A 17211-nucleotide genomic window follows, 5' to 3' on the forward strand; every position below is an offset into this window, starting at 1 on the left:
ACCCCCCAGGTCATGCCTTCGACAGAGGGGACACAGTCATACCGGGCCCGGAGGCCAGCAGCCCCATTGCAGGACCGCGAAGAACATAACGGGGGGGCGTGCTCGGGCTCAGGAAAGGCGCGGACGGACAGGGAGGGGCGCGGACGGTTCGGCGGAGGGGCGAGGGTGGGCCCAGTAGAGGGGCGGGGGTGGCGTGCCGTCGGCCGGGCGGGGGCGGTGACGGTTCAGCCGTGTGGAGCAGGCAGGTAGCCTTTCCCACGTGCCCCGTCTGTCTGAAGTCATCGCCGCGCTGGAAGACCTGTGGCCCGCCGAGCGGGCCGAGTCCTGGGACGCGGTCGGGACCGTCGTGGGCGATCCCGGCCAGGACGTGTCCCGGGTGCTGTTCGCCGTCGACCCGGTGCAGGAGATCGTCGACGAGGCCGTAACGCTGGGCGCCGACCTGCTCGTCACCCACCACCCGCTCTATCTGCGCGGAACGACGACGGTCGCGGCCTCCACCTTCAAGGGCCGCGTCGTGCACACCCTCATCAAGAACGACATCGCGCTGCACGTCGCCCACACCAACGCCGACACCGCCGACCCCGGCGTCTCCGACGCCCTCGCCGGCGCGCTCGGCCTCCGCGTCGTACGCCCCCTCGTGCCGGACCCCACCGACCCCGAGGGCCGCCGCGGCCTCGGCCGCGTCTGCGAGCTGGACCACCCGGTCACGGTCCGCGAGTTCGCCGCCCGCGCCGCCGAGCGGCTGCCCGCCACCGCGCAGGGCATCCGCGTCGCCGGCGACCCCGGGGCCACCGTCCGCACGGTCGCCGTCAGCGGCGGCTCCGGCGACAGCCTCTTCGACCACGTACGGGCGGCCGGCGTCGACGCCTTCCTCACCGCGGACCTGCGCCACCACCCGGCGTCCGAGGCCCGCGCCCACAGTCCCCTCGCGCTGCTCGACGCGGCGCACTGGGCCACCGAATGGCCCTGGTGCGAGCTGGCCGCGAGCCAGCTCGACGAGATCTCCGACCGGCACGGATGGGATCTCCGCGTCCACGTCTCGAAGACGGTCACCGACCCCTGGACCGCCCACGCGGCCTCCACCACCACACCTGACCCACTGGGAGCCCCCAACTGAACGCCGCGCCCGCCGACCAGATCCGACTCCTCGACGTCCAGGACCTCGACGTCCGCCTGCAGCAGCTCGCCCACCGGCGCCGGTCCCTGCCCGAGCACGCCGAACTGGAGTCGCTGACCAAGGACCTGACGCAGCTGCGCGACCTGCTCGTCGCCGCGCAGACCGAGGAGAGCGACTGCGCCCGCGAACAGACCAAGGCCGAGCAGGACGTGGACCAGGTGCGCCAGCGCGCCGCCCGCGACCAGAAGCGCCTCGACTCGGGCGCGGTCAGCTCCCCGAAGGACCTGGAGAACCTCCAGCGCGAGCTCACGTCCCTCGCCAAGCGGCAGGGCGACCTCGAGGACGTCGTCCTGGAGGTCATGGAGCGCCGCGAGTCCGCACAGGAGCGGGTGGCCGAGCTGACCGAGCGGGTTTCCTCCGTCCAGTCGAAGATCGACGACGCGACCGCGCGCCGCGACGCCGCGTTCGAGGAGATCGACGGCGAGGTCGCCACCGTGACCAAGGAGCGCGAGGTCGTCGCGGCCTCCGTCCCGGCCGACCTCCTGGGGCTCTACGACAAGCTCCGCCAGCAGCAGGGCGGCGTCGGCGCGGCGAAGCTCTACGCCCGCACCTGCCAGGGCTGCCGCCAGGAACTCGCCATCACCGAGCTCAGCGAGATCCGCGCGGCGGCGCCCGACACGGTGGTGCGCTGCGAGAACTGCCGCCGCATCCTGGTGCGCACGGCCGAGTCGGGCCTGTAGCCCGCGGGGCCGGCGGAGCGGTAAGGGGCGTACGGCGTGCGGGAGTTCATCGTCGAGGCCGACGGCGGGTCACGGGGCAACCCGGGGCCCGCGGGCTACGGCTGCGTGGTCGTCGACGCGGCGACGGGGCAGACGCTGGTCGAGGCGGCCGAGTACCTCGGCGTCGTGACGAACAACGTCGCCGAGTACCAGGGGCTGCTGGCCGGCCTGCGCGCCGCCCGTGACCTGGACCCGGCCGCGTCGGTCCACGTCCGCATGGACTCCAAGCTGGTCGTCGAACAGATGTCGGGGCGCTGGAAGATCAAACACCCCGGCATGAAGCCCCTCGCGACGGAGGCGGCCCGGATCTTCCCGCCCGGGCGCGTCACCTACGAGTGGATCCCCCGAGAACAGAACAAGCACGCGGACCGTTTGGCCAACGAGGCGATGGACGCGGGGGCGTTGGCGGGCACGTACGTGGCGCGTCGCGCCGGGGCGGAGCTGCTGGGGGACGGCGTTGGGGAGGACGGCGGCGACGGCGCGGGCCGCGACGCCGGGGGTCGTGATGCCGACCGCGCTGCCGAGGGCCGTGACGGCGAGGGCGGCGGTGTCGGCGAGGGCGCGGTGCGGGGCGCCGGGGCGCGTGTCACTGGCACTGCGGAGGCCGGGGGCCGGAACGGCGGCGCCCCGGAAGGCGGCGCCGGGACCGGCGGCGAGGGCGACGGCGTTGCCGGCATCGGCGGCCAGGCCGGCGGTACCGGCGAGGGCGCTGACGGCGCCGTGACCGACGACAGCGGGAGCGGTGGAGAAGTGGACGGGAAGGCCGAGGCCGACGTGCGGGCCGCGAAAGTCGTTGCCACGCCCGGCTGGGGACCCCCGGACATGGGCGCCCCCGCCACCTTCGTCCTGCTGCGGCACGGCGAGACCCCGCTCACCCCGCAGAAGCGGTTCTCGGGCAGCGGCGGCAGCGATCCGGCCCTGTCCGACGTCGGCCGGGAGCAGGCCGAGAAAGTCGCCGCCGCGCTGGCCCGGCGCGGCACGATCCAGGCCGTCGTCTCCTCACCCCTCGCCCGCACCCGCGAGACCGCCGGCATCGTCGCCGCCCGCCTCGGTCTGGACGTCGCCGTCGAGGAGGGCCTGCGCGAGACCGACTTCGGCGCCTGGGAAGGGCTCACCTTCGCCGAGGTCCGCGAGCGCCACCCGGACGACCTGAACGCCTGGCTGGCCGACCCCGACGCCGAACCGACCGGCGGCGGCGAGAGCTTCGCGGCGACCGCGACCCGGGTCGCCGCCGCCCGCGACAAGCTCGTCGCCGCGTACGCGGGCCGCACGGTACTGCTCGTCTCGCACGTCACGCCGATCAAGACGCTCGTACGCCTCGCCCTGGGCGCCCCGCCCGAGGCGCTGTTCCGCCTGGAGCTGTCCGCGGCGTCCCTGTCGGCGGTGGCCTACTACGCGGACGGCAACGCCAGCGTCCGCCTCTTCAACGACACCTCACACCTGCGCTGACTCACCGGCCCCGCGTCCCCGCGTCCGCACCCGCCCCCGCGTCCGCATTCGTGCCCGCGTCCGCATTCGTGCCCGTCCGCGCGTCCGCCCCCGCCCCGAGCCCCGCCGCCTCGCGGGCCAGCGACTCCACGCGCCCCCAGTCCCGCGCGGCCACCGCGTCCGCCGGAAGCATCCAACTGCCGCCCACACAACCGACGTTGGGCAGCGCCAGATACGCGGGCGCGGAACCGGGACCGATGCCGCCGGTCGGACAGAAGCGGGCCTGCGGCAGCGGACCGGCGAGCGACGTGAGGTAGGCGGTGCCGCCGGCGGCCTCGGCCGGGAAGAACTTCATCTCCCGCACCCCGCGTTCCAGCAGCGCCACCACCTCGGACGTGGTCGACACCCCCGGCAGGAACGGCACCCCGGACGCCCGCATCGCCTCCAGCAGTACGTCCGTCCAGCCCGGGCTCACCAGGAACCGCGCCCCCGCCGCCACCGCGTCGGAGACCTGACCGGGTGTGATCACGGTGCCCGCTCCGACCACCGCCCCCGGCACCGCGCCGGCGATCGCGCGGATCGCGTCGAGCGCGGCGGGCGTCCGCAGCGTCACCTCGATCGCGGGCAGCCCGCCCGCCACGAGCGCCCGCGCGAGCGGCACGGCGTCGGCCGCGTCCTCGATGACGACGACGGGCACGACGGGGGCGAGGTCCAGCACGGAGCCGGGCAGGGCGGAGGACGCAGGGGCAGGGGAGGAGGAGGTCATGACCTCATCCTGCCCAGCTCGCGCACCCTGCGCAAAGGTCGTTGCGCAGGGTGCAATGACTGCCGTGAGCTTCAGTCCCGGCTCGGTCAGTGGACCTCGTCCACCAGCACGTCCAGCGACCACGCCTGCCCCGCCCGCGCGGGCGCCTGCGCCTCCACCTCGTGGCCGAGGTCCCGCAGGGCCTCCACCAGCTCGGCCGGCCTCCTGGGCGCGGCCCCGGCCGTGAGCAGACTCCGTACGATCCGCCCCTTGGTCGCCTTGTTGAAGTGGCTGACCACCTTCCGGGTCGGCGCGTGCAGCACCCGTACCGTCGCCGTCCGCTCCGCGACCTCGCCCTTCGGCTTCCAGGCGGCGGCGTACGCGGCCGACCTCAGGTCCAGCACGAGACCGCCCCCGGCCACCTCGGGCAGCGCCCGCGCCATCGGCGTACGCCAGTGCGCGCCCAGCGCGCCGAGGCCGGGCAGCTTCACGCCCATCGAGCAGCGGTAGGACGGAATCCGGTCCGTCACCCGCACCGCGCCCCACAGCCCCGAGAAGACGAGCAGCGAACGCCCGGCCCGCCGCTTGGCCGCGCTGTCCAGCGAGGCCAGGTCCAGGGCGTCGTACAGCACGCCCGTGTAGATCTCCCCGGCGGGCCGCGTCCCGGCCGTCCTCAGCTCGGCGTTCTTCGCGACCTCGCCCCGCAGACCCTCGCTCAGCCCCAGCACCTCGCGGGCCTTCTCCTCGTCGGCCGCGCACAGCTCGACCAGCTCCTCCAGCACGGCCTCGCGGGCCGCGGCGAGCTCCGGCAGCGACAGGGACTCCGGCTTCAGCGGGGCGCCGCGGCCGGAGGACGCCTTTCCTTCCGAGGGAGGCAGCAGGACAAGCACCGAGGATCTCCTTCTCTTGAACTCCGGACAGCGTACGGCGTGCCGCCCGGCCGCCCCCGCCCTACGCTCGCCCTATGCCCCGCCGCCACATCCGCGTGACCGGAACCCCCGCGGCCCCGCTGCGAGCCGCCCTCACCGCACTGCGCGCCGAACTGGACATCCCGGAGCACTCGACGGATTTCCCGCCGGAGGTCCTGGCAGAGGCGGAGGAGTCGGCACGGAACGCGCCACAGGACGCGACAAACGCGCCACGGAACGCGACGGAGGATCTCCGGTGGCCCGCGGCACAGAACCCGGCACGGCTCGCGCACGCGGACGCCACCGCCATCCCCTTCCTCACCATCGACCCGCCCACCTCCACCGACCTCGACCAGGCGATGCACCTGTCCCGGCAGGGCACCGGCTACCGCGTTCGCTACGCCATCGCCGACGTCGCCGCCTTCGTCCGGCCCGGCGGCGCGGTGGACGCGGAGGCGCACCGCCGCGTGACCACCCTCTACTTCCCGGACACCCGGGTCCCGCTGCACCCGCCGGTGCTGTCGGAGGGCGCGGCCAGCCTGCTGCCGGACCAGGTGCGCCCGGCGGCCCTGTGGACGATCGACCTGGACGCGGAGGGCCGCACACTCGCCGTGGACGTACGCCGGGCGCTGGTCCGCAGCCGGGCCCGCTACGACTACGAGACCGCGCAGCGCCTCATCGACGCCGGCACCGCCGAGGAACCCCTCGCCCTGCTCGCGGAGATCGGCCGGCTGCGCGAACGCCAGGAGGCGGAACGCGGCGGCATCTCCCTCGGCGTCCCCGAGCAGGAGATCGTCCCCCGCGACCACACGTACGAACTCGCCTACCGCGCCCCGCTCCCCGCCGAGGGCTGGAACGCCCAGATCTCCCTGCTGACCGGGATGGCGGCGGCCGACCTGATGCTCGCGTCCGGCACCGGCGTGCTGCGCACGCTGCCCGCCGCCCCCGACGGAGCGGTCGGCAGACTGCGCCGCACCGCCGAGGCGCTGCGCGTCGACTGGCCGCACCACGTCTCGTACGCGGCGCTGATCCGCTCCCTCGACCCGCGCGAACCGCGGCACGCGGCGTTCCTCCAGGAGTGCACGACCCTGCTGCGCGGCGCCGGCTACACCGTCTTCCGCGACGGCGAACTGCCCGACATCACCACCCACGCCGCCGTGGCCGCCCCGTACACCCACTGCACCGCGCCCCTGCGCCGCCTGGCCGACCGCTACGCGAACGAACTGTGCCTCGCCGCCGTGGCGGGCGAGGCCCCGCCCGACTGGGTGCGGGCCGCCCTCGACGTGCTGCCCGCCCGGATGGCCGACGGCGGCCGCCGCGCGAACGCCGCCGAACGGGCCTGCGTCGACATCGTCGAGGCGGCCCTCCTGAAGGACCGGGTGGGCGAGGTCTTCGAGGCGGTCCTGGTCGACATCGACGAGGACCGCCCGACCACCGGCACGATCCAGGTGACCTCGCCGGCCGTGATCGGCCGTATCGAGGGCGTGGACGAGGCCATGCTCGGCCGGCGCCTGAGGGCCCGCCTCACGCAGGCGGACCCTCAGACACGGCGTGTGCGCTTCGCGCCCGCGTGAGGGCCCTGACGGCCCGTACGAGTTCGTCGGCGTCGTCGGCGTGACAGCGGACGACGCTCACCTCGCGGCGGCGGCCGAAGAACGAGACGTGGGTGACGGGCTCGGCCAGCTCGATGGTGACGGAGGTCCGGGACCCGACGGCGACGTCGAGCACCCCGTCGGCCGGATCGTGACTGGCCCGCAGCTCTCGCCGTACGGAGACGATCCGCTCCAGCGGTATCGGCACGTCGACGTGCACGGCCCGCCGGACCCGCAGCGTGCCGCCGTCCATCAGGTGCGGCCGTACGACGGACGAGGCGTGCAGGGCGACGACGAAGACGACGGTGTAGACGTCCAGGAAGAGCACGACGTGGTGCAGGGTCGGCCAGTCGCGCAGCAGCACGGCCAGGGCGACGGTCTCGACCACGCACACGAACGCGAACCCGGCGGTCATGGCGCCCTGCCCCCGCGCGTACCCGAATGCGAGCCCGGCCCCCTGCCGCCGCCGGACCGTCCACAGCGCGAGACAGACGAACAGCCGCAGCTCGTGGCGGACGAGCGCGCGGGCGACCGTCACGGCGGCCTTCACGGCGGCCTTCACGGAGGCATGCACCGCGGCCTTCACGACCGCTCCTCGGTGACGATGCGCAGGGCCCGGCGGATCGCCTCGGCCTGGGCGGCGGGGAAGTCGGCGTAGAAGGCACGCAGGAAGCCGTGCCGTTCGTCCACGCCGGCTCCCTCCGGCAGCAGCCCGGCGGGCACGCACGCGGCGAGGGCGCGGGCGGCCTCGTCCACGCGGGGATCGTCGGGGCGGGCGTCGGCGAGGGCGTCGAGCAGCGCGTAGGCCTGCGTGGCACGCTCGACCCCGCCGGGCACGGCGACCGTCGCGTTGAGCAGCCCCATCAGCCGCTCCCGCTCCTCCGCGGGCACGGTGGCGTCCAGCAGGGCGAGCATCTCGCGGTCCTTGGTGGCCATGGGCGAGTCGGCGAGGTCCGGGTGCATCTCGGCGAACAGCGCCGCGAGCTCCGGCGAGACCGGCCCCTCGTCGGTGAGCCCGCCCTCGCTCTCCAGCAGCGCGCGCAGCCGGGCCCGCCGCTCCCGGAGGGCGACTTCCTGCCGGGCCAGATCGGCGTCCAGTTCCTCCAGTACCTCCGCCAGGTCCTTCCCGGCGTCGTCCGCGAGGACGTCCCGCACCTCGCCGAGCCCGAGCCCCAGCTCCGTCAGCCGCCGGATCCGCGCCAGCACGACGGCGTGCCGCAGCGTGTACTGCCGGTACCCGTTGCCGAGCCTCTCCGGCTCGGGCAACAGCCCCAGGTGGTGGTAGTGCCGCACGGTCCGCGTGGTGACACCGACGGCAGCAGCAAGCTCTCCGATCCGCATGGGTCCAGTAGAGACGTTGACGCAACGGCAGGGTCAAGCGCCCGGCTCACCGCCTGCCGCCTGCCGCCTGCGGTGCCGTTGTGCCACGATCGAGGGAACGGTTCCCGATCTCTCGGGCAGGTGATCACTCGATGTCCCAGTCTGGCGGGCGACAGAAGGAGGGGCGTGACATGACTGCCACGGCTCACGAGTCGCTCACGCAGGCGGAAGTCCTGCTGGAGGGCTTCCTCGACCTGGAGACACCGGAGGGTTTCCGGGCCGAGCTGATCGAGGGGGAGATCGTTGTGACGCCGCCGCCGGACGGGGATCACGAGAAGTACATCAGCCGGATCGTGCGGCAGGTGATCAAGCGGTCGCGGACGGAGATGGACGTCTCCGGGAACAAGGGCCTGAAGCTGAGGAGCGGAGGTGCCTGCCCCAAGAATCACGTGGTCCCGGATGCCACGTTCGCGGCCCTCGACCTCGACCTCTTCGGGAACTCCGACCCCTGGATGCCCTCCGAGGGCGTCGCCCTGGTGTTGGAGGTGACGTCCACGAAGCCCACTGCCGACCGCGAGGCCAAACGGCGCTGCTACGCCCGCGCGGGCATCCCCCGTTACCTCATCGTGGACCGGGACACCTCCCAGGTCACGCTCTTCAGCGATCCCCGGAACGACGACTACCGAGAACACATCACGGTCGCGTTCGGCAAGCCGCTGCCCCTCCCCGCCCCCTTCGCCTTCGACCTGGAGACGGCGGACTTTCTCTGAGCCCGAGCCCGGTAGCATGGTCCACACGGCAGACGAGCCGGGCGGACGGCCGCGTGGAGTGACCCTTCGGGGGAGCTTCCCGAGGAACGTCCGGGCTCCACAGGGCAGGGTGGTGGCCAACAGCCACCCGGGGTGACCCGCGGGACAGTGCCACAGAAAGCAAACCGCCCGGCGCTTCGGCGCCGGGTAAGGGTGAAACGGTGGTGTAAGAGACCACCAGCGCCTGAGGTGACTCAGGCGGCTCGGTAAACCCCACCCGGAGCAAGGTCAAGAGGGAACCCCTCGGGGTTCCTGCGCGGACGTTCGAGGGCTGCCCGCCCGAGTCCGCGGGTAGACCGCACGAGGCCGACGGCAACGCTGGCCCTAGATGGATGGCCGTCGCCCGGGGCTCCGCGAGGAACCCCGGGAACAGAACCCGGCGTACAGCCCGGCTCGTCCTGTCGCACCCCTCCGGCCCAGGTCAGAGGGGGTGTCCACTCTGCCATTCGGCTCCGGGGTCGAATCGGGGTCGAATTGGGTGGGCAGACCGTTCCACGGGTCAACTCACCCTCGCGCCACGATGGTTCGCCTCGTTGCGTCGAAGAGTCTTGCACTTGCGGTGCGGTCGGTGTCAAGTCCCGCATCCACGTCATGCGGCCGCGCGGTCGACGCCGTCGGCCCGCTGCTGGGTGCCGAGCTGCGCTTGCGTGATGCCGGGTCCGCCTGCGCCGAAGAGACCGCTGAAGGTGTCCACCTTCACGCCCTGCACAGCCACGGGCGGGTGTGCGTAGGTGTCCCACGTCTCGGAGAACTCGGCGTGACGGGAGAGCGCCTGGACCGTCTTCGGGTCGTACTTGCCATCTGCCCCCAAGCGGCTCGTGTAGAAGTGCTTGAGGTCGTGGAACCGTGTGCCCTCGGGCAGCCCGGCCAGCTCGACGGCCGCGCGCCACTTGTCGTTGAAGTGGCTGCGCGACAGCGGCCGGCCGGTCCGGGTCGTGACGATCAGCCCTTCGTCAGGCGGCGGTACGTAGCCGCGCTGTTTCCGCTTCTGCAGCGCTGCCTTGGAAACCGGAGCCGGACCTCTGAACTGAGACAAGTGCTCCGAAAGGCGCTCGATAAGGAAGTGGTCGACGGGCAGCGTGGCGTAGCTCGCCTTGGTCTTCAGCTTCGCCTTCTTGCCCCGCTGCCGCTGCTCCTCGACATAGAGCAGGTCATGCTCCCACACGACTGAGGTCTCCTTGAGGCCAAAAGCCTCGCCCTCGCGGAGTCCAGCGCAAGCTGCGATCCATACGAGGATTTCGTAACGAGGTTCGACCTGCCGCATGGCGAGAGCCAGTCCCGCGACCTGCTCAGGGGACAGCGCAACCTTTTCCCGCTCTTCGATCTCCGGAAGCTCGATGCGGGAAACGATATTCGCCGGCAGGGGCACATCCTCATCGATCATGTAGTTCACGAGGATGCGCCACGTCTTATAAATCTGGTGGACGTAGTACGCGGACTCGATGCCGGGCTTGCCGATGAGGTGATCCACGAGCGCCATGGTGTCCCGGCGCTTCAGCGTCTTGGCGACGCGCGAGCCAAGGAATGGAACGATGTGGACCCGGAGATGTGTCTCGTAGGTGCCGGTCGTGTTCTCGTTCTTGTTCTTCTTTTTCTTGCGCTCGATGAACTCGTCTGCGAACGCTTTGACCCTCTGGCTGCCGACGTCCGGGTCCACCCACGTGCCGCCGCGGATGCTAACCCGCACCTCGTCGAGGTGGTCTCGGGCTTCCTGCCACGTGTCGAACATGGGCCGTCGAGGCTTGCCGTTCGGGTCGGTGTAACGAGCCTGCCACTGCTGTCCCCGACCGTGGTCGGCCGATGGGTACAGTGGATTCTTCTTTGTGCCGCACTTGCACGGTTTGTCTCCTGGTTTCGGGTACTTCTTGTGCCATCGGTCGAATGGCGCGTCGGACTCGGCCATGTGCCCCTTCCATGTGGTGAGTACAGCTCTCCTCGGCCCGCGGTCCTACAGTTCAGCCGGCTTCGGGGGGCGTGCAAGCTCTCCCCTCTTGATGCGCTCGAAAAGGTCGTTCACCTGCCTCTCGCTGTAGCGCACCCTGCTGCCATTCCTGTTTCCTCTCCGGTTGTCACCTGGTCCGGGTTGGTAATACGGGCCAAGAGGGTAGGCGCGCAGCAGACCCCGATTAGTCCACCTGCGCCGAGTTGAAGGTGAAATACCCAGGCGGTGTTCCACCTCGCGGGGCATCATATAGCGGTCATCGAAAACAGAAGAACCGGTTTCCAGCGCCTTTTCTTTTCTGGTCATCGAGGCACCGAAACCTGTATGTCGCGCTGAATCGGAGTCGAATATTCCGCATGCGCGTGCCCTGTCTCCAGCAAGGCCGAGCCTCCCCCAATGTGCGTGCAGCCGACCCGTGGATGACGGCAGGCGGAGCTTCGCGCGCGAGCGAAGAGCGCACCAGAGCCAGTCATCTACAGGTGTTTATGACCTGCCGCCAGATTAGCCCACGCAACCCCTGGATGGCAGCACGGTAAGGGTGTTATAGGCGCATTTGAGATACTCTGTCGTAAACACTTGTTGCTAGGAGTTCCGTAGGCTGGCCCTGTTGGGGGAACGTCAGCGGTCGCACGGAGACGCTCTGTGTGCCTCGCCGCTGGGTGCGCTCTGTTGCGGATCTCGGTGGTGACCCGTTCGCGAGTCGAGGTTTTGGAACTGGCTGCGCGGCAGGTCGTCGGTGCACAGCGTGCGGTCAAGGCGCCGGAGCCGTAGACAGGACTTATGGTGCTCCGACCGCCGGTGGAACCGATGCTGGCGCAGGCTCGCGACCAACTTCCCCCGCCCGGAGCGTTGCCTGGAGGACTGATCTTCCAACCGAAACTGGACGGCTATCGTGCCCTCCTATTCACCCCGAAGCCTCGACCGGGTCCAGTCCTGCTCCAGTCGCGTAGGGGCGCCCTGGTGCAGAGCCGGTTCCCTGACCTGGTCCTTGCGGCTACGCGCCTCCCCGACGGCCTGGTTCTCGATGGGGAGCTTCTGGTGTGGGAGGGGGGACAGCTCTCATTTGAGGCATTGCAACGTCGCGCGGCGTCCGACGGACGGACGGCTGCGCGGTTGGCTGAGGTGCTGCCCGCCCACTTCGTCGCTTTCGACATTCTTCAGGTTGAGGGACAAGAGCTTCTCCAGGAACCGTACGAACGTCGACGCGCGAAGTTGGAGGAGTTGTTCACCGAGTACGCGCTCGCGCCGCCGTGGACGCTGTGCCCTGAAACCGACGACGTCCGGGCGGCGCAGGACTGGCTGACCTCCTGGACGGAGGTTCCTGGCGTTGAAGGACTGGTGATTCGCGGGCGGAAGCAGCGGTACATCCCGGGTGTCCGAGGCTGGTACAAGATCCGCCGGCGGGACACGACGGAGGGCATCGTTGGGGCGATCACCGGCACGCTCCGCCGCCCGCAGAGTCTTCTGCTGGGCCGCTACGACCACGATGGGGTGCTGAGGCCGGTCGCGCGTAGTACCCAGCTGCATCCCGACCATGCCCGGCGCTTCGCCGACCTGCTCACTCAAGCGGGGACAAGTCATCCCTGGGTAGGCGTACGGTTCACCACGTCGTGGGGATCCCGAACCCCGCTGGAGGTCGTCCTCGTGGCGCCAGAGCTGGTCGCCGAGATCGATGTGGATCGTGCACAGGACCGAGGGGTATGGCGTCACCCGGCCCGGTTCGTCCGCCTTCGCGAGGACATGGCGCCCGAAGATGTCGCGGCGTTCGGTGAGGGCGCGGTGCCGGCTGGTGATTGATCGGCCAGTCAGCTTGATGCGTCTTTCGCTGTTTCAGCTGCCCGGCATGCCCGGCAGATGACCTGAGCGTTGCGGCCGTATCTGCGCGTCAGCCCTTGGCACCTGGGGCAGTATCCGACTTCGTCTGGCGAGCAGCCCAGCATGACTGCAGCGGTTGTCCGGTCTGTGCTGGGGTCGATGCGTCTTGGCATCCCATCCATGCGTCGAATGTACGTCCGGACTTTCGGCTGCTCACGCCAGGTGACGCCCTGCTTGGTGCCTGGCGGAGGACCGTCGGGCTGTCCGGGAGTCGCCGAGTGCGGCCATGGGTACCGGAGCGGGCGGCGCGACTGGGGTACACAGCGTGCGAGCGGCGCTGAGGCTCAGTGACTGCGGCCGAAGAGGCGTCGCAGCATGGATGGTGGCGTATCGTTCCGGGCGGGCGCGAGCGGTCTGTTGCCCGTGGCTGCCTGAGCCCCCTGGAGTCTCAACCCGCGCCTCGGATCGCCGTTGCGGCCACTGCGGGAGCGGGTTCCTGACGGCCTTGCGCCCGGCACCTAGTGACCTGAGTCAAAGATTATTCGTCAGATCGGCGGCCGTCAGCCGGAAGCCGCGCGGCCGCCAGGTTAGGCCCGGCCTGCTGGAATCCGGTCTTCGGCACTTCGAGTAGCTCGCGAGAACTACCAAAAAATCTCCGACTCAGGTCACTAGCAGCAGATCGAGGGCGGCCTATCGCCTGCTGTCCGGCTAGGGTTGCTCGATCGATCCGCCAGCACGGGAGCCCATAGAAGGGCGGCTCCTTGCACATCCCCCGGAGACGAGACAAATATGTCGAAATCCGACATCCTCCTCACCGCCTTTACGCGGGGTCGGCAGGCCGTTGACTCCTATGCATCGGAAAGCGCCCGACGAGAGCACAACTGGGGCGAGGAATCTGCAACCGAGCGACTTTTAATGGCTGTCTGGCCCGACGTCCCGTATGTGCCATTTAACCGTCAACAGGAAAAAGCGATCGGGGCAGACTGGCTGTGGTGGTTCGTGGACCTTACCGGAGAGTGCTTCGGGATTGTCGTTCAAGCCAAGAAAATGAAGCAGACCAAAACGGGATTAACCGTCGATTTCAAGTATCCCAAAAACACGGGGCAGCAGATGAATGACCTCTTCGCGACTGCCCGCGAGTTCAATCTCCCTGCCGCCTATATGCTCTACTGCGGGGACATGCAATACAGGCGGGACTCTAACTCGTGGTGCCCCGCCTGCTCAGGTAAGGACCCTCACTGCCGGCGGTGCGAGCGGGCTGGAACCCTCCTGCTGCCTGCGTTGGCCGCCGATCACCTGCGGTCTCACACGCCGTCGATCGCGGCAGAGGATGCCTTCCGTGACGGGTTTCCACTCGAAGACGCCGTCGACCGAAACGTCTCGACGAAACCCCTCATTCAAGACCTTAACATCAGGTCACTTGACCCTCCCCTTCGCGAGTTCCTCGTCACCCCTCAACACGGGCCGCGCGAAATCGCGAAGATGATGTTTGAAGTAGTTTCGAGGATGCGTAGGGGACAGTTCTCGGCGGTGGCCCCTGAGCGTCCGGCGATCAGCAACGAGGGAACCTTTGTCTTTCCGGCGACTCCACGCGATATCGGGCATTTTCGCGCCCCCTACTACCCTCACATTTTGAATGGGTTGCGGAGGCGACTTCCGGAATACGTAGAGCCTGTCATGAACGGTGCCCTGCCACCGAGTGATCTGTCCGACCGGTTGGCAGGAATGGTTGTAGTGCGAATTTGAATGCCAGTTTCTTCGGACTCCGATTCTGTAATCACTGCTCGACATTCGCAAGGCGATCTATCAGCGCTTGGAGAAGGGCATTGATTGCCGCACGGGGTGGCATGTCATTCATGTTGAAGTGACTTGGCGACTGACGGATCTGACGGTGGAGCACATCATCAGCAGAGGCGCGAGTGTCTCGCAATTTCTTCACATGGGCCTTGTCTGTACGACTCCATGAAACGTTAGCCACTACATTGTCGAACGTCTTCTGTCCGAAGGCAGGTGGCACATGGTCCAGGATTGCTCGCAAGAGCATCTGGCTGGCATACGGGTGCCCAGCGCTGTAGTTCTCATTGAGCTCACGAGCAAGAGCGCTGAGCTTGTCGAGCTTGTACTTCGTGGTCGTGGTTTCCAAAGCCGCGATGAGTTCATCACTAATGTACGGCGATCCACTCTGCACAACATGCTGCACGTCAGGTGACCCGCCGCCGCGGTTCGCCGGGGAGACAGGGTTTGGAGCTCTCAGAGCCTCGCGCGTGCGCCAGTACGCGCCGATGTCGCCAACTTCGCGGAAAGGGCGAATGGACCGCCCGATCTTTAGCGTCCACGCGCGGCCGTCATTGGCAATGTGATGACCCTCGATGCCGGGTTCGAACTGCGCAAGCATGCGCGCCTGCAGGAGCAACGTCGTATGGTCCTCGATAGGCATTAGATTCAGACGACGGATAGCAGTGTGCTCAGAAAGGTTCGGTTTTTCTCCACCTGGCCCTGCCTGCCACTTCTGTTCGGTCTCGGCAAGGACGCGTATGAGGGCGAGGAAGAGCAGCACCACGTCTGAGGATCCGTTGCACCGCGCCGCGCCAGCGATTGTCAATGCCAGGACCGAGTCATCCTGGGGAATGGGTCGGCTCGGGTCGGGCAGGCCGCGCATCAGCCCGTCAGGAAGCTGGGCGAGCGCCGCAACAGTGTCGATCCCTTTACGGTCGAGCTTCCGGTCTACCCAGTCGAAGGTAGGCCACTCTGAGGTTGACGCGAAGGCGTTCCATACGGTCTGGAGCAGCTCTTGCTGCTCGGGGGTCGCCGGGGCCGGCAGCTCTTCGGTTCCTGGAAGGCGAATCTGCATGTCTCATTGTCTATGAGAGATCGGACCGCGTTCCACTACTTTGAGAAGGGCCCCGGCGCGCTCGCCCTGTGGGTGATGCTCACTGGATCGTACGAGGCTCATCCAGCCGCCATGCCAGGTGGCAGGCCGCAAGGCTCTCAGCGATCAGCGGTTCGATGTCGACCATGGCTTCGGTGATACAAGTCAAGGCGTCAACGCAGATCTGGTGGATGAGGACTTCGTCTCGCTGAGCGTCCTCGGCAGAGGCCACCATTCTGGTGGTCGAAAGTTTCTTCTCCTGGTCGTAGGACCAGATGCCGGTGCGGGGCGAGGTGTGCTTGACCGACTGGGGGCGTCGACGGTGATAATCCAAGCCACGACGTTCGTCAAGTGCCCGGAATCGATGGTCTCGCTGAAGCAACAGCAGGCGGGAGACAAGCTTTCTAATGCTATCGATGCCGCTTGCTTCAGCAGCGTCAGGTAGTACTTGCGCCCATAGTTCTACCGCGAGGGATGAAGAGAAGGTAGGCCATGCGAACGGAAGACCGGTTCCCGGCTCGAAGCCTTGAGCCTTGCGATTCCTCTTTGGTGCGTTGACTACGTCAGCCGCCAGGGAATTGCATAGCGTAACGCGCAGCACGAGGTTGGCAAGACTGTGCGCGGCTCCCAGCAGGAAGTGGGTGCTCATTTCGCACAAGGCTCTCACTGCCATGCGCTGGACTGTCTGTACCTCCTCAAGGTGGCCCGGATCGCGTTCGATTTCAGGATCCTGGAAACGCTGGGCATCTTGTTCGGCGGCCCAAGCGAGTGTCAACTGCTCGCCGATGCTGCCAGCAAGGCCGTGTATCTCCACCACCCGGTCTATCAGGATTCCGCGTCCCTGCACTCCTGCGGCTTCCAGGGAGTGCAGCGATGACCATCCCGCAGCTCCTCCCCGGCTGCTGTGGCTCTGCCAGCGCATCGCGGTCTCTTCAACATCACGGCGCGGGTCAGAAGTTGCTGGCGTGCCATCGGCCCTCCGAGGGGCAGCGAAGCTGGCGAAGCTGAGCGCGGATGTCCACTGTTCCGTCATGCGAGAGATCATGGCAGGCGCTTTGTTCCTTCAGCGAGGAAGTTTGGTGGTGCGCTCGGGGTGGGCGGCGGTGATGTAACGCATGGCAGTGCCGTCGCTGATGCCGAACACGCGCAGGTGGAGGGGGTCAGTGGTCTCCCGGGCCTCGAAGAGGATGCGGTCCTCTCGCACCTGCTGCATCGTCAGCCCGGCCCTGCGAAAGACGTGGTCAAACATGCTGGTGCTGATCGGCGGGTGGCCGGTGTGCATGGCGGACTGCTGGCTGACCAGCAGGTGCGGGTTGGTGGTTCCGGGCCAGCGCCGATGTCGTTCGGCAATCCAGTCGGCGGCCACTTGGTGGGAGAGATCGTCGAGGAAGACGGTGTGCCGCCAGCTCCCGCGCCGAACAGTCAGCCGTCCGGCGGCGAGGTCGAGATCCTCGTGCAAGGGGGTCGGGATCGTGGTGCCGGCAAGGGCATGGACGGCGACCAGGACGATGATGAACCTCTCGAACGGGTTGCCGGCATAGTCGAGAAAGTTGCTCGCAGATTCCTGGAGATCGCGAAAGGGCCGCCAGCTAGGCCGTTGACCTGCTGAGATGCACCGATTCTCCTGCCAGAGCTGTCAAAGCAACCCGCGCGTACTCCAATACAACGAACTCCGACCAGGCGCTCAGCGCGCCGTCGAGGTCGCCCTGCCGAAAGCGAATCTCGCCGAGGTGTCCGAGCACGCTGGCCCGGGTGCGCCGGCGGTCCAGGCCGTACTCTTCGATGGCTGCCGTGAAGTACGGTAGCCGCCTGGTCCATGTGTCCAGCGATGCGGTGTTTTCCGGCGCCCGCATACAGGCCGATTCGTCTGCCGCTCCCTGTTTGCAA

At 68.6% G+C, this 17211-nt stretch carries 15 protein-coding genes, 1 other RNA gene and 1 pseudogene; 9 read left to right on the top strand and 8 right to left on the bottom strand.

All coding sequences use genetic code 11. The features are described 5' to 3' along the window. Window positions 1–259: 259 nt before the first annotated feature. The 3 genes from ACZ7D7_RS30360 to ACZ7D7_RS30370 are packed head-to-tail and all read left to right on the top strand — an operon-like array spanning window position 260 to window position 3345. Window positions 260–1117, top strand: a complete 858-nt coding sequence (locus tag ACZ7D7_RS30360; RefSeq protein WP_470828485.1) for a Nif3-like dinuclear metal center hexameric protein — start codon at window positions 260–262, stop codon at window positions 1115–1117. Further along, entirely contained in the window at window positions 1114–1857 is a 744-nt protein-coding gene (locus tag ACZ7D7_RS30365; RefSeq protein ID WP_470828624.1) for a zinc ribbon domain-containing protein, read from the top strand. Before ACZ7D7_RS30360 ends, ACZ7D7_RS30365 begins: the two co-directional genes overlap by 4 nt. 36 nt (window positions 1858–1893) lie before the next feature. Next, entirely contained in the window at window positions 1894–3345 is a 1452-nt protein-coding gene (locus tag ACZ7D7_RS30370) for a bifunctional RNase H/acid phosphatase (protein WP_470828486.1), read from the top strand. Between the two features lies 1 nt (window position 3346). Here ACZ7D7_RS30370 and eda read toward each other — a convergent pair whose 3' ends face one another. Further along, window positions 3347–4090, bottom strand: coding sequence for a bifunctional 4-hydroxy-2-oxoglutarate aldolase/2-dehydro-3-deoxy-phosphogluconate aldolase (gene eda, locus ACZ7D7_RS30375; protein WP_470828488.1), 744 nt, complete (start codon window positions 4088–4090; stop codon window positions 3347–3349). An 86-nt stretch (window positions 4091–4176) separates the two neighbouring features. Then, complete coding sequence (yaaA, locus tag ACZ7D7_RS30380) at window positions 4177–4959, bottom strand: peroxide stress protein YaaA (protein WP_470828489.1); 783 nt, start codon at window positions 4957–4959, stop codon at window positions 4177–4179. A 74-nt stretch (window positions 4960–5033) separates the two neighbouring features. Here yaaA and ACZ7D7_RS30385 point away from each other — a divergent pair, with 74 nt between their 5' ends. Beyond that, the gene (locus ACZ7D7_RS30385; protein ID WP_470828491.1) at window positions 5034–6551 is read left to right on the top strand and encodes an RNB domain-containing ribonuclease; all 1518 of its coding nucleotides are present in this window, start codon (window positions 5034–5036) and stop codon (window positions 6549–6551) included. Here the strand turns inward: ACZ7D7_RS30385 and ACZ7D7_RS30390 are convergent. Both ACZ7D7_RS30390 and ACZ7D7_RS30395 read right to left on the bottom strand, forming a co-directional pair. Next, window positions 6502–7107 carry a hypothetical protein gene (locus ACZ7D7_RS30390; protein ID WP_470828626.1) on the bottom strand — a complete coding sequence of 202 codons (606 nt, stop codon included), beginning with the start codon at window positions 7105–7107 and terminating at the stop codon, window positions 6502–6504. The two genes, ACZ7D7_RS30385 and ACZ7D7_RS30390, sit on opposite strands and share 50 nt — an antisense overlap. Window positions 7108–7151: 44 nt before the next feature. Continuing rightward, a complete protein-coding gene (locus ACZ7D7_RS30395; RefSeq protein WP_470828493.1) occupies window positions 7152–7910 on the bottom strand; it encodes a MerR family transcriptional regulator in 759 nt (252 codons plus the stop codon). A gap of 170 nt (window positions 7911–8080) precedes the next feature. Here ACZ7D7_RS30395 and ACZ7D7_RS30400 point away from each other — a divergent pair, with 170 nt between their 5' ends. Both ACZ7D7_RS30400 and rnpB read left to right on the top strand, forming a co-directional pair. Then, window positions 8081–8659 (top strand): Uma2 family endonuclease, encoded by a 579-nt coding sequence (locus tag ACZ7D7_RS30400; protein WP_470828494.1) that lies wholly within the window; start codon window positions 8081–8083, stop codon window positions 8657–8659. 33 nt (window positions 8660–8692) lie between these two features. Continuing rightward, window positions 8693–9098: RNase P RNA component class A (gene rnpB, locus ACZ7D7_RS30405), an RNA gene on the top strand. Window positions 9099–9287: 189 nt separating this feature from the next. Here rnpB and ACZ7D7_RS30410 read toward each other — a convergent pair. After that, a complete protein-coding gene (locus ACZ7D7_RS30410) occupies window positions 9288–10601 on the bottom strand; it encodes a tyrosine-type recombinase/integrase (RefSeq protein WP_470828496.1) in 1314 nt (437 codons plus the stop codon). An 846-nt stretch (window positions 10602–11447) separates the two neighbouring features. Here ACZ7D7_RS30410 and ACZ7D7_RS30415 point away from each other — a divergent pair. Beyond that, complete coding sequence (locus ACZ7D7_RS30415; RefSeq protein ID WP_470828627.1) at window positions 11448–12437, top strand: ATP-dependent DNA ligase; 990 nt, start codon at window positions 11448–11450, stop codon at window positions 12435–12437. 807 nt (window positions 12438–13244) lie between these two features. Next, complete coding sequence (locus tag ACZ7D7_RS30420; protein ID WP_470828497.1) at window positions 13245–14201, top strand: hypothetical protein; 957 nt, start codon at window positions 13245–13247, stop codon at window positions 14199–14201. A 31-nt stretch (window positions 14202–14232) separates the two neighbouring features. Here ACZ7D7_RS30420 and ACZ7D7_RS30425 read toward each other — a convergent pair whose 3' ends face one another. The 3 genes from ACZ7D7_RS30425 to ACZ7D7_RS30435 form a co-directional block, all read right to left on the bottom strand. Then, complete coding sequence (locus tag ACZ7D7_RS30425) at window positions 14233–15306, bottom strand: hypothetical protein (protein WP_470828498.1); 1074 nt, start codon at window positions 15304–15306, stop codon at window positions 14233–14235. A gap of 79 nt (window positions 15307–15385) precedes the next feature. Further along, window positions 15386–16357 (bottom strand): hypothetical protein, encoded by a 972-nt coding sequence (locus ACZ7D7_RS30430; RefSeq protein WP_470828500.1) that lies wholly within the window; start codon window positions 16355–16357, stop codon window positions 15386–15388. Window positions 16358–16387: 30 nt separating this feature from the next. Continuing rightward, on the bottom strand, window positions 16388–16783 hold the full coding sequence (locus ACZ7D7_RS30435; RefSeq protein ID WP_470828501.1) for a site-specific integrase: 396 nt from the start codon (window positions 16781–16783) through the stop codon (window positions 16388–16390). A 320-nt stretch (window positions 16784–17103) separates the two neighbouring features. Between ACZ7D7_RS30435 and ACZ7D7_RS30440 the strand changes: the two are divergent. Continuing rightward, a pseudogene (locus ACZ7D7_RS30440) lies at window positions 17104–17202 on the top strand (dTDP-4-dehydrorhamnose reductase); the annotation flags it as partial. Between the last annotated feature and the right edge of the window lie 9 nt (window positions 17203–17211).

It is taken from the genome of Streptomyces sp. NPDC037054, from assembly GCF_055606745.1.

What these genes read in the sequence shown, in the direction of transcription:
- ACZ7D7_RS30415 (WP_470828627.1), top strand. Translation starts at nt 11,448, where the DNA reads ATGCTGGCGCAGGCTCGCGACCAACTTCCCCCGCCCGGAGCGTTGCCT.
- ACZ7D7_RS30425 (WP_470828498.1), bottom strand. Translation starts at nt 15,306, where the DNA reads ATGCAGATTCGCCTTCCAGGAACCGAAGAGCTGCCGGCCCCGGCGACC.
- ACZ7D7_RS30385 (WP_470828491.1), top strand. Translation starts at nt 5,034, where the DNA reads ATGCCCCGCCGCCACATCCGCGTGACCGGAACCCCCGCGGCCCCGCTG.
- ACZ7D7_RS30420 (WP_470828497.1), top strand. Translation starts at nt 13,245, where the DNA reads ATGTCGAAATCCGACATCCTCCTCACCGCCTTTACGCGGGGTCGGCAG.
- eda (WP_470828488.1), bottom strand. Translation starts at nt 4,090, where the DNA reads ATGACCTCCTCCTCCCCTGCCCCTGCGTCCTCCGCCCTGCCCGGCTCC.
- ACZ7D7_RS30400 (WP_470828494.1), top strand. Translation starts at nt 8,081, where the DNA reads ATGACTGCCACGGCTCACGAGTCGCTCACGCAGGCGGAAGTCCTGCTG.
- ACZ7D7_RS30410 (WP_470828496.1), bottom strand. Translation starts at nt 10,601, where the DNA reads ATGGCCGAGTCCGACGCGCCATTCGACCGATGGCACAAGAAGTACCCG.
- ACZ7D7_RS30430 (WP_470828500.1), bottom strand. Translation starts at nt 16,357, where the DNA reads ATGACGGAACAGTGGACATCCGCGCTCAGCTTCGCCAGCTTCGCTGCC.
- ACZ7D7_RS30395 (WP_470828493.1), bottom strand. Translation starts at nt 7,910, where the DNA reads ATGCGGATCGGAGAGCTTGCTGCTGCCGTCGGTGTCACCACGCGGACC.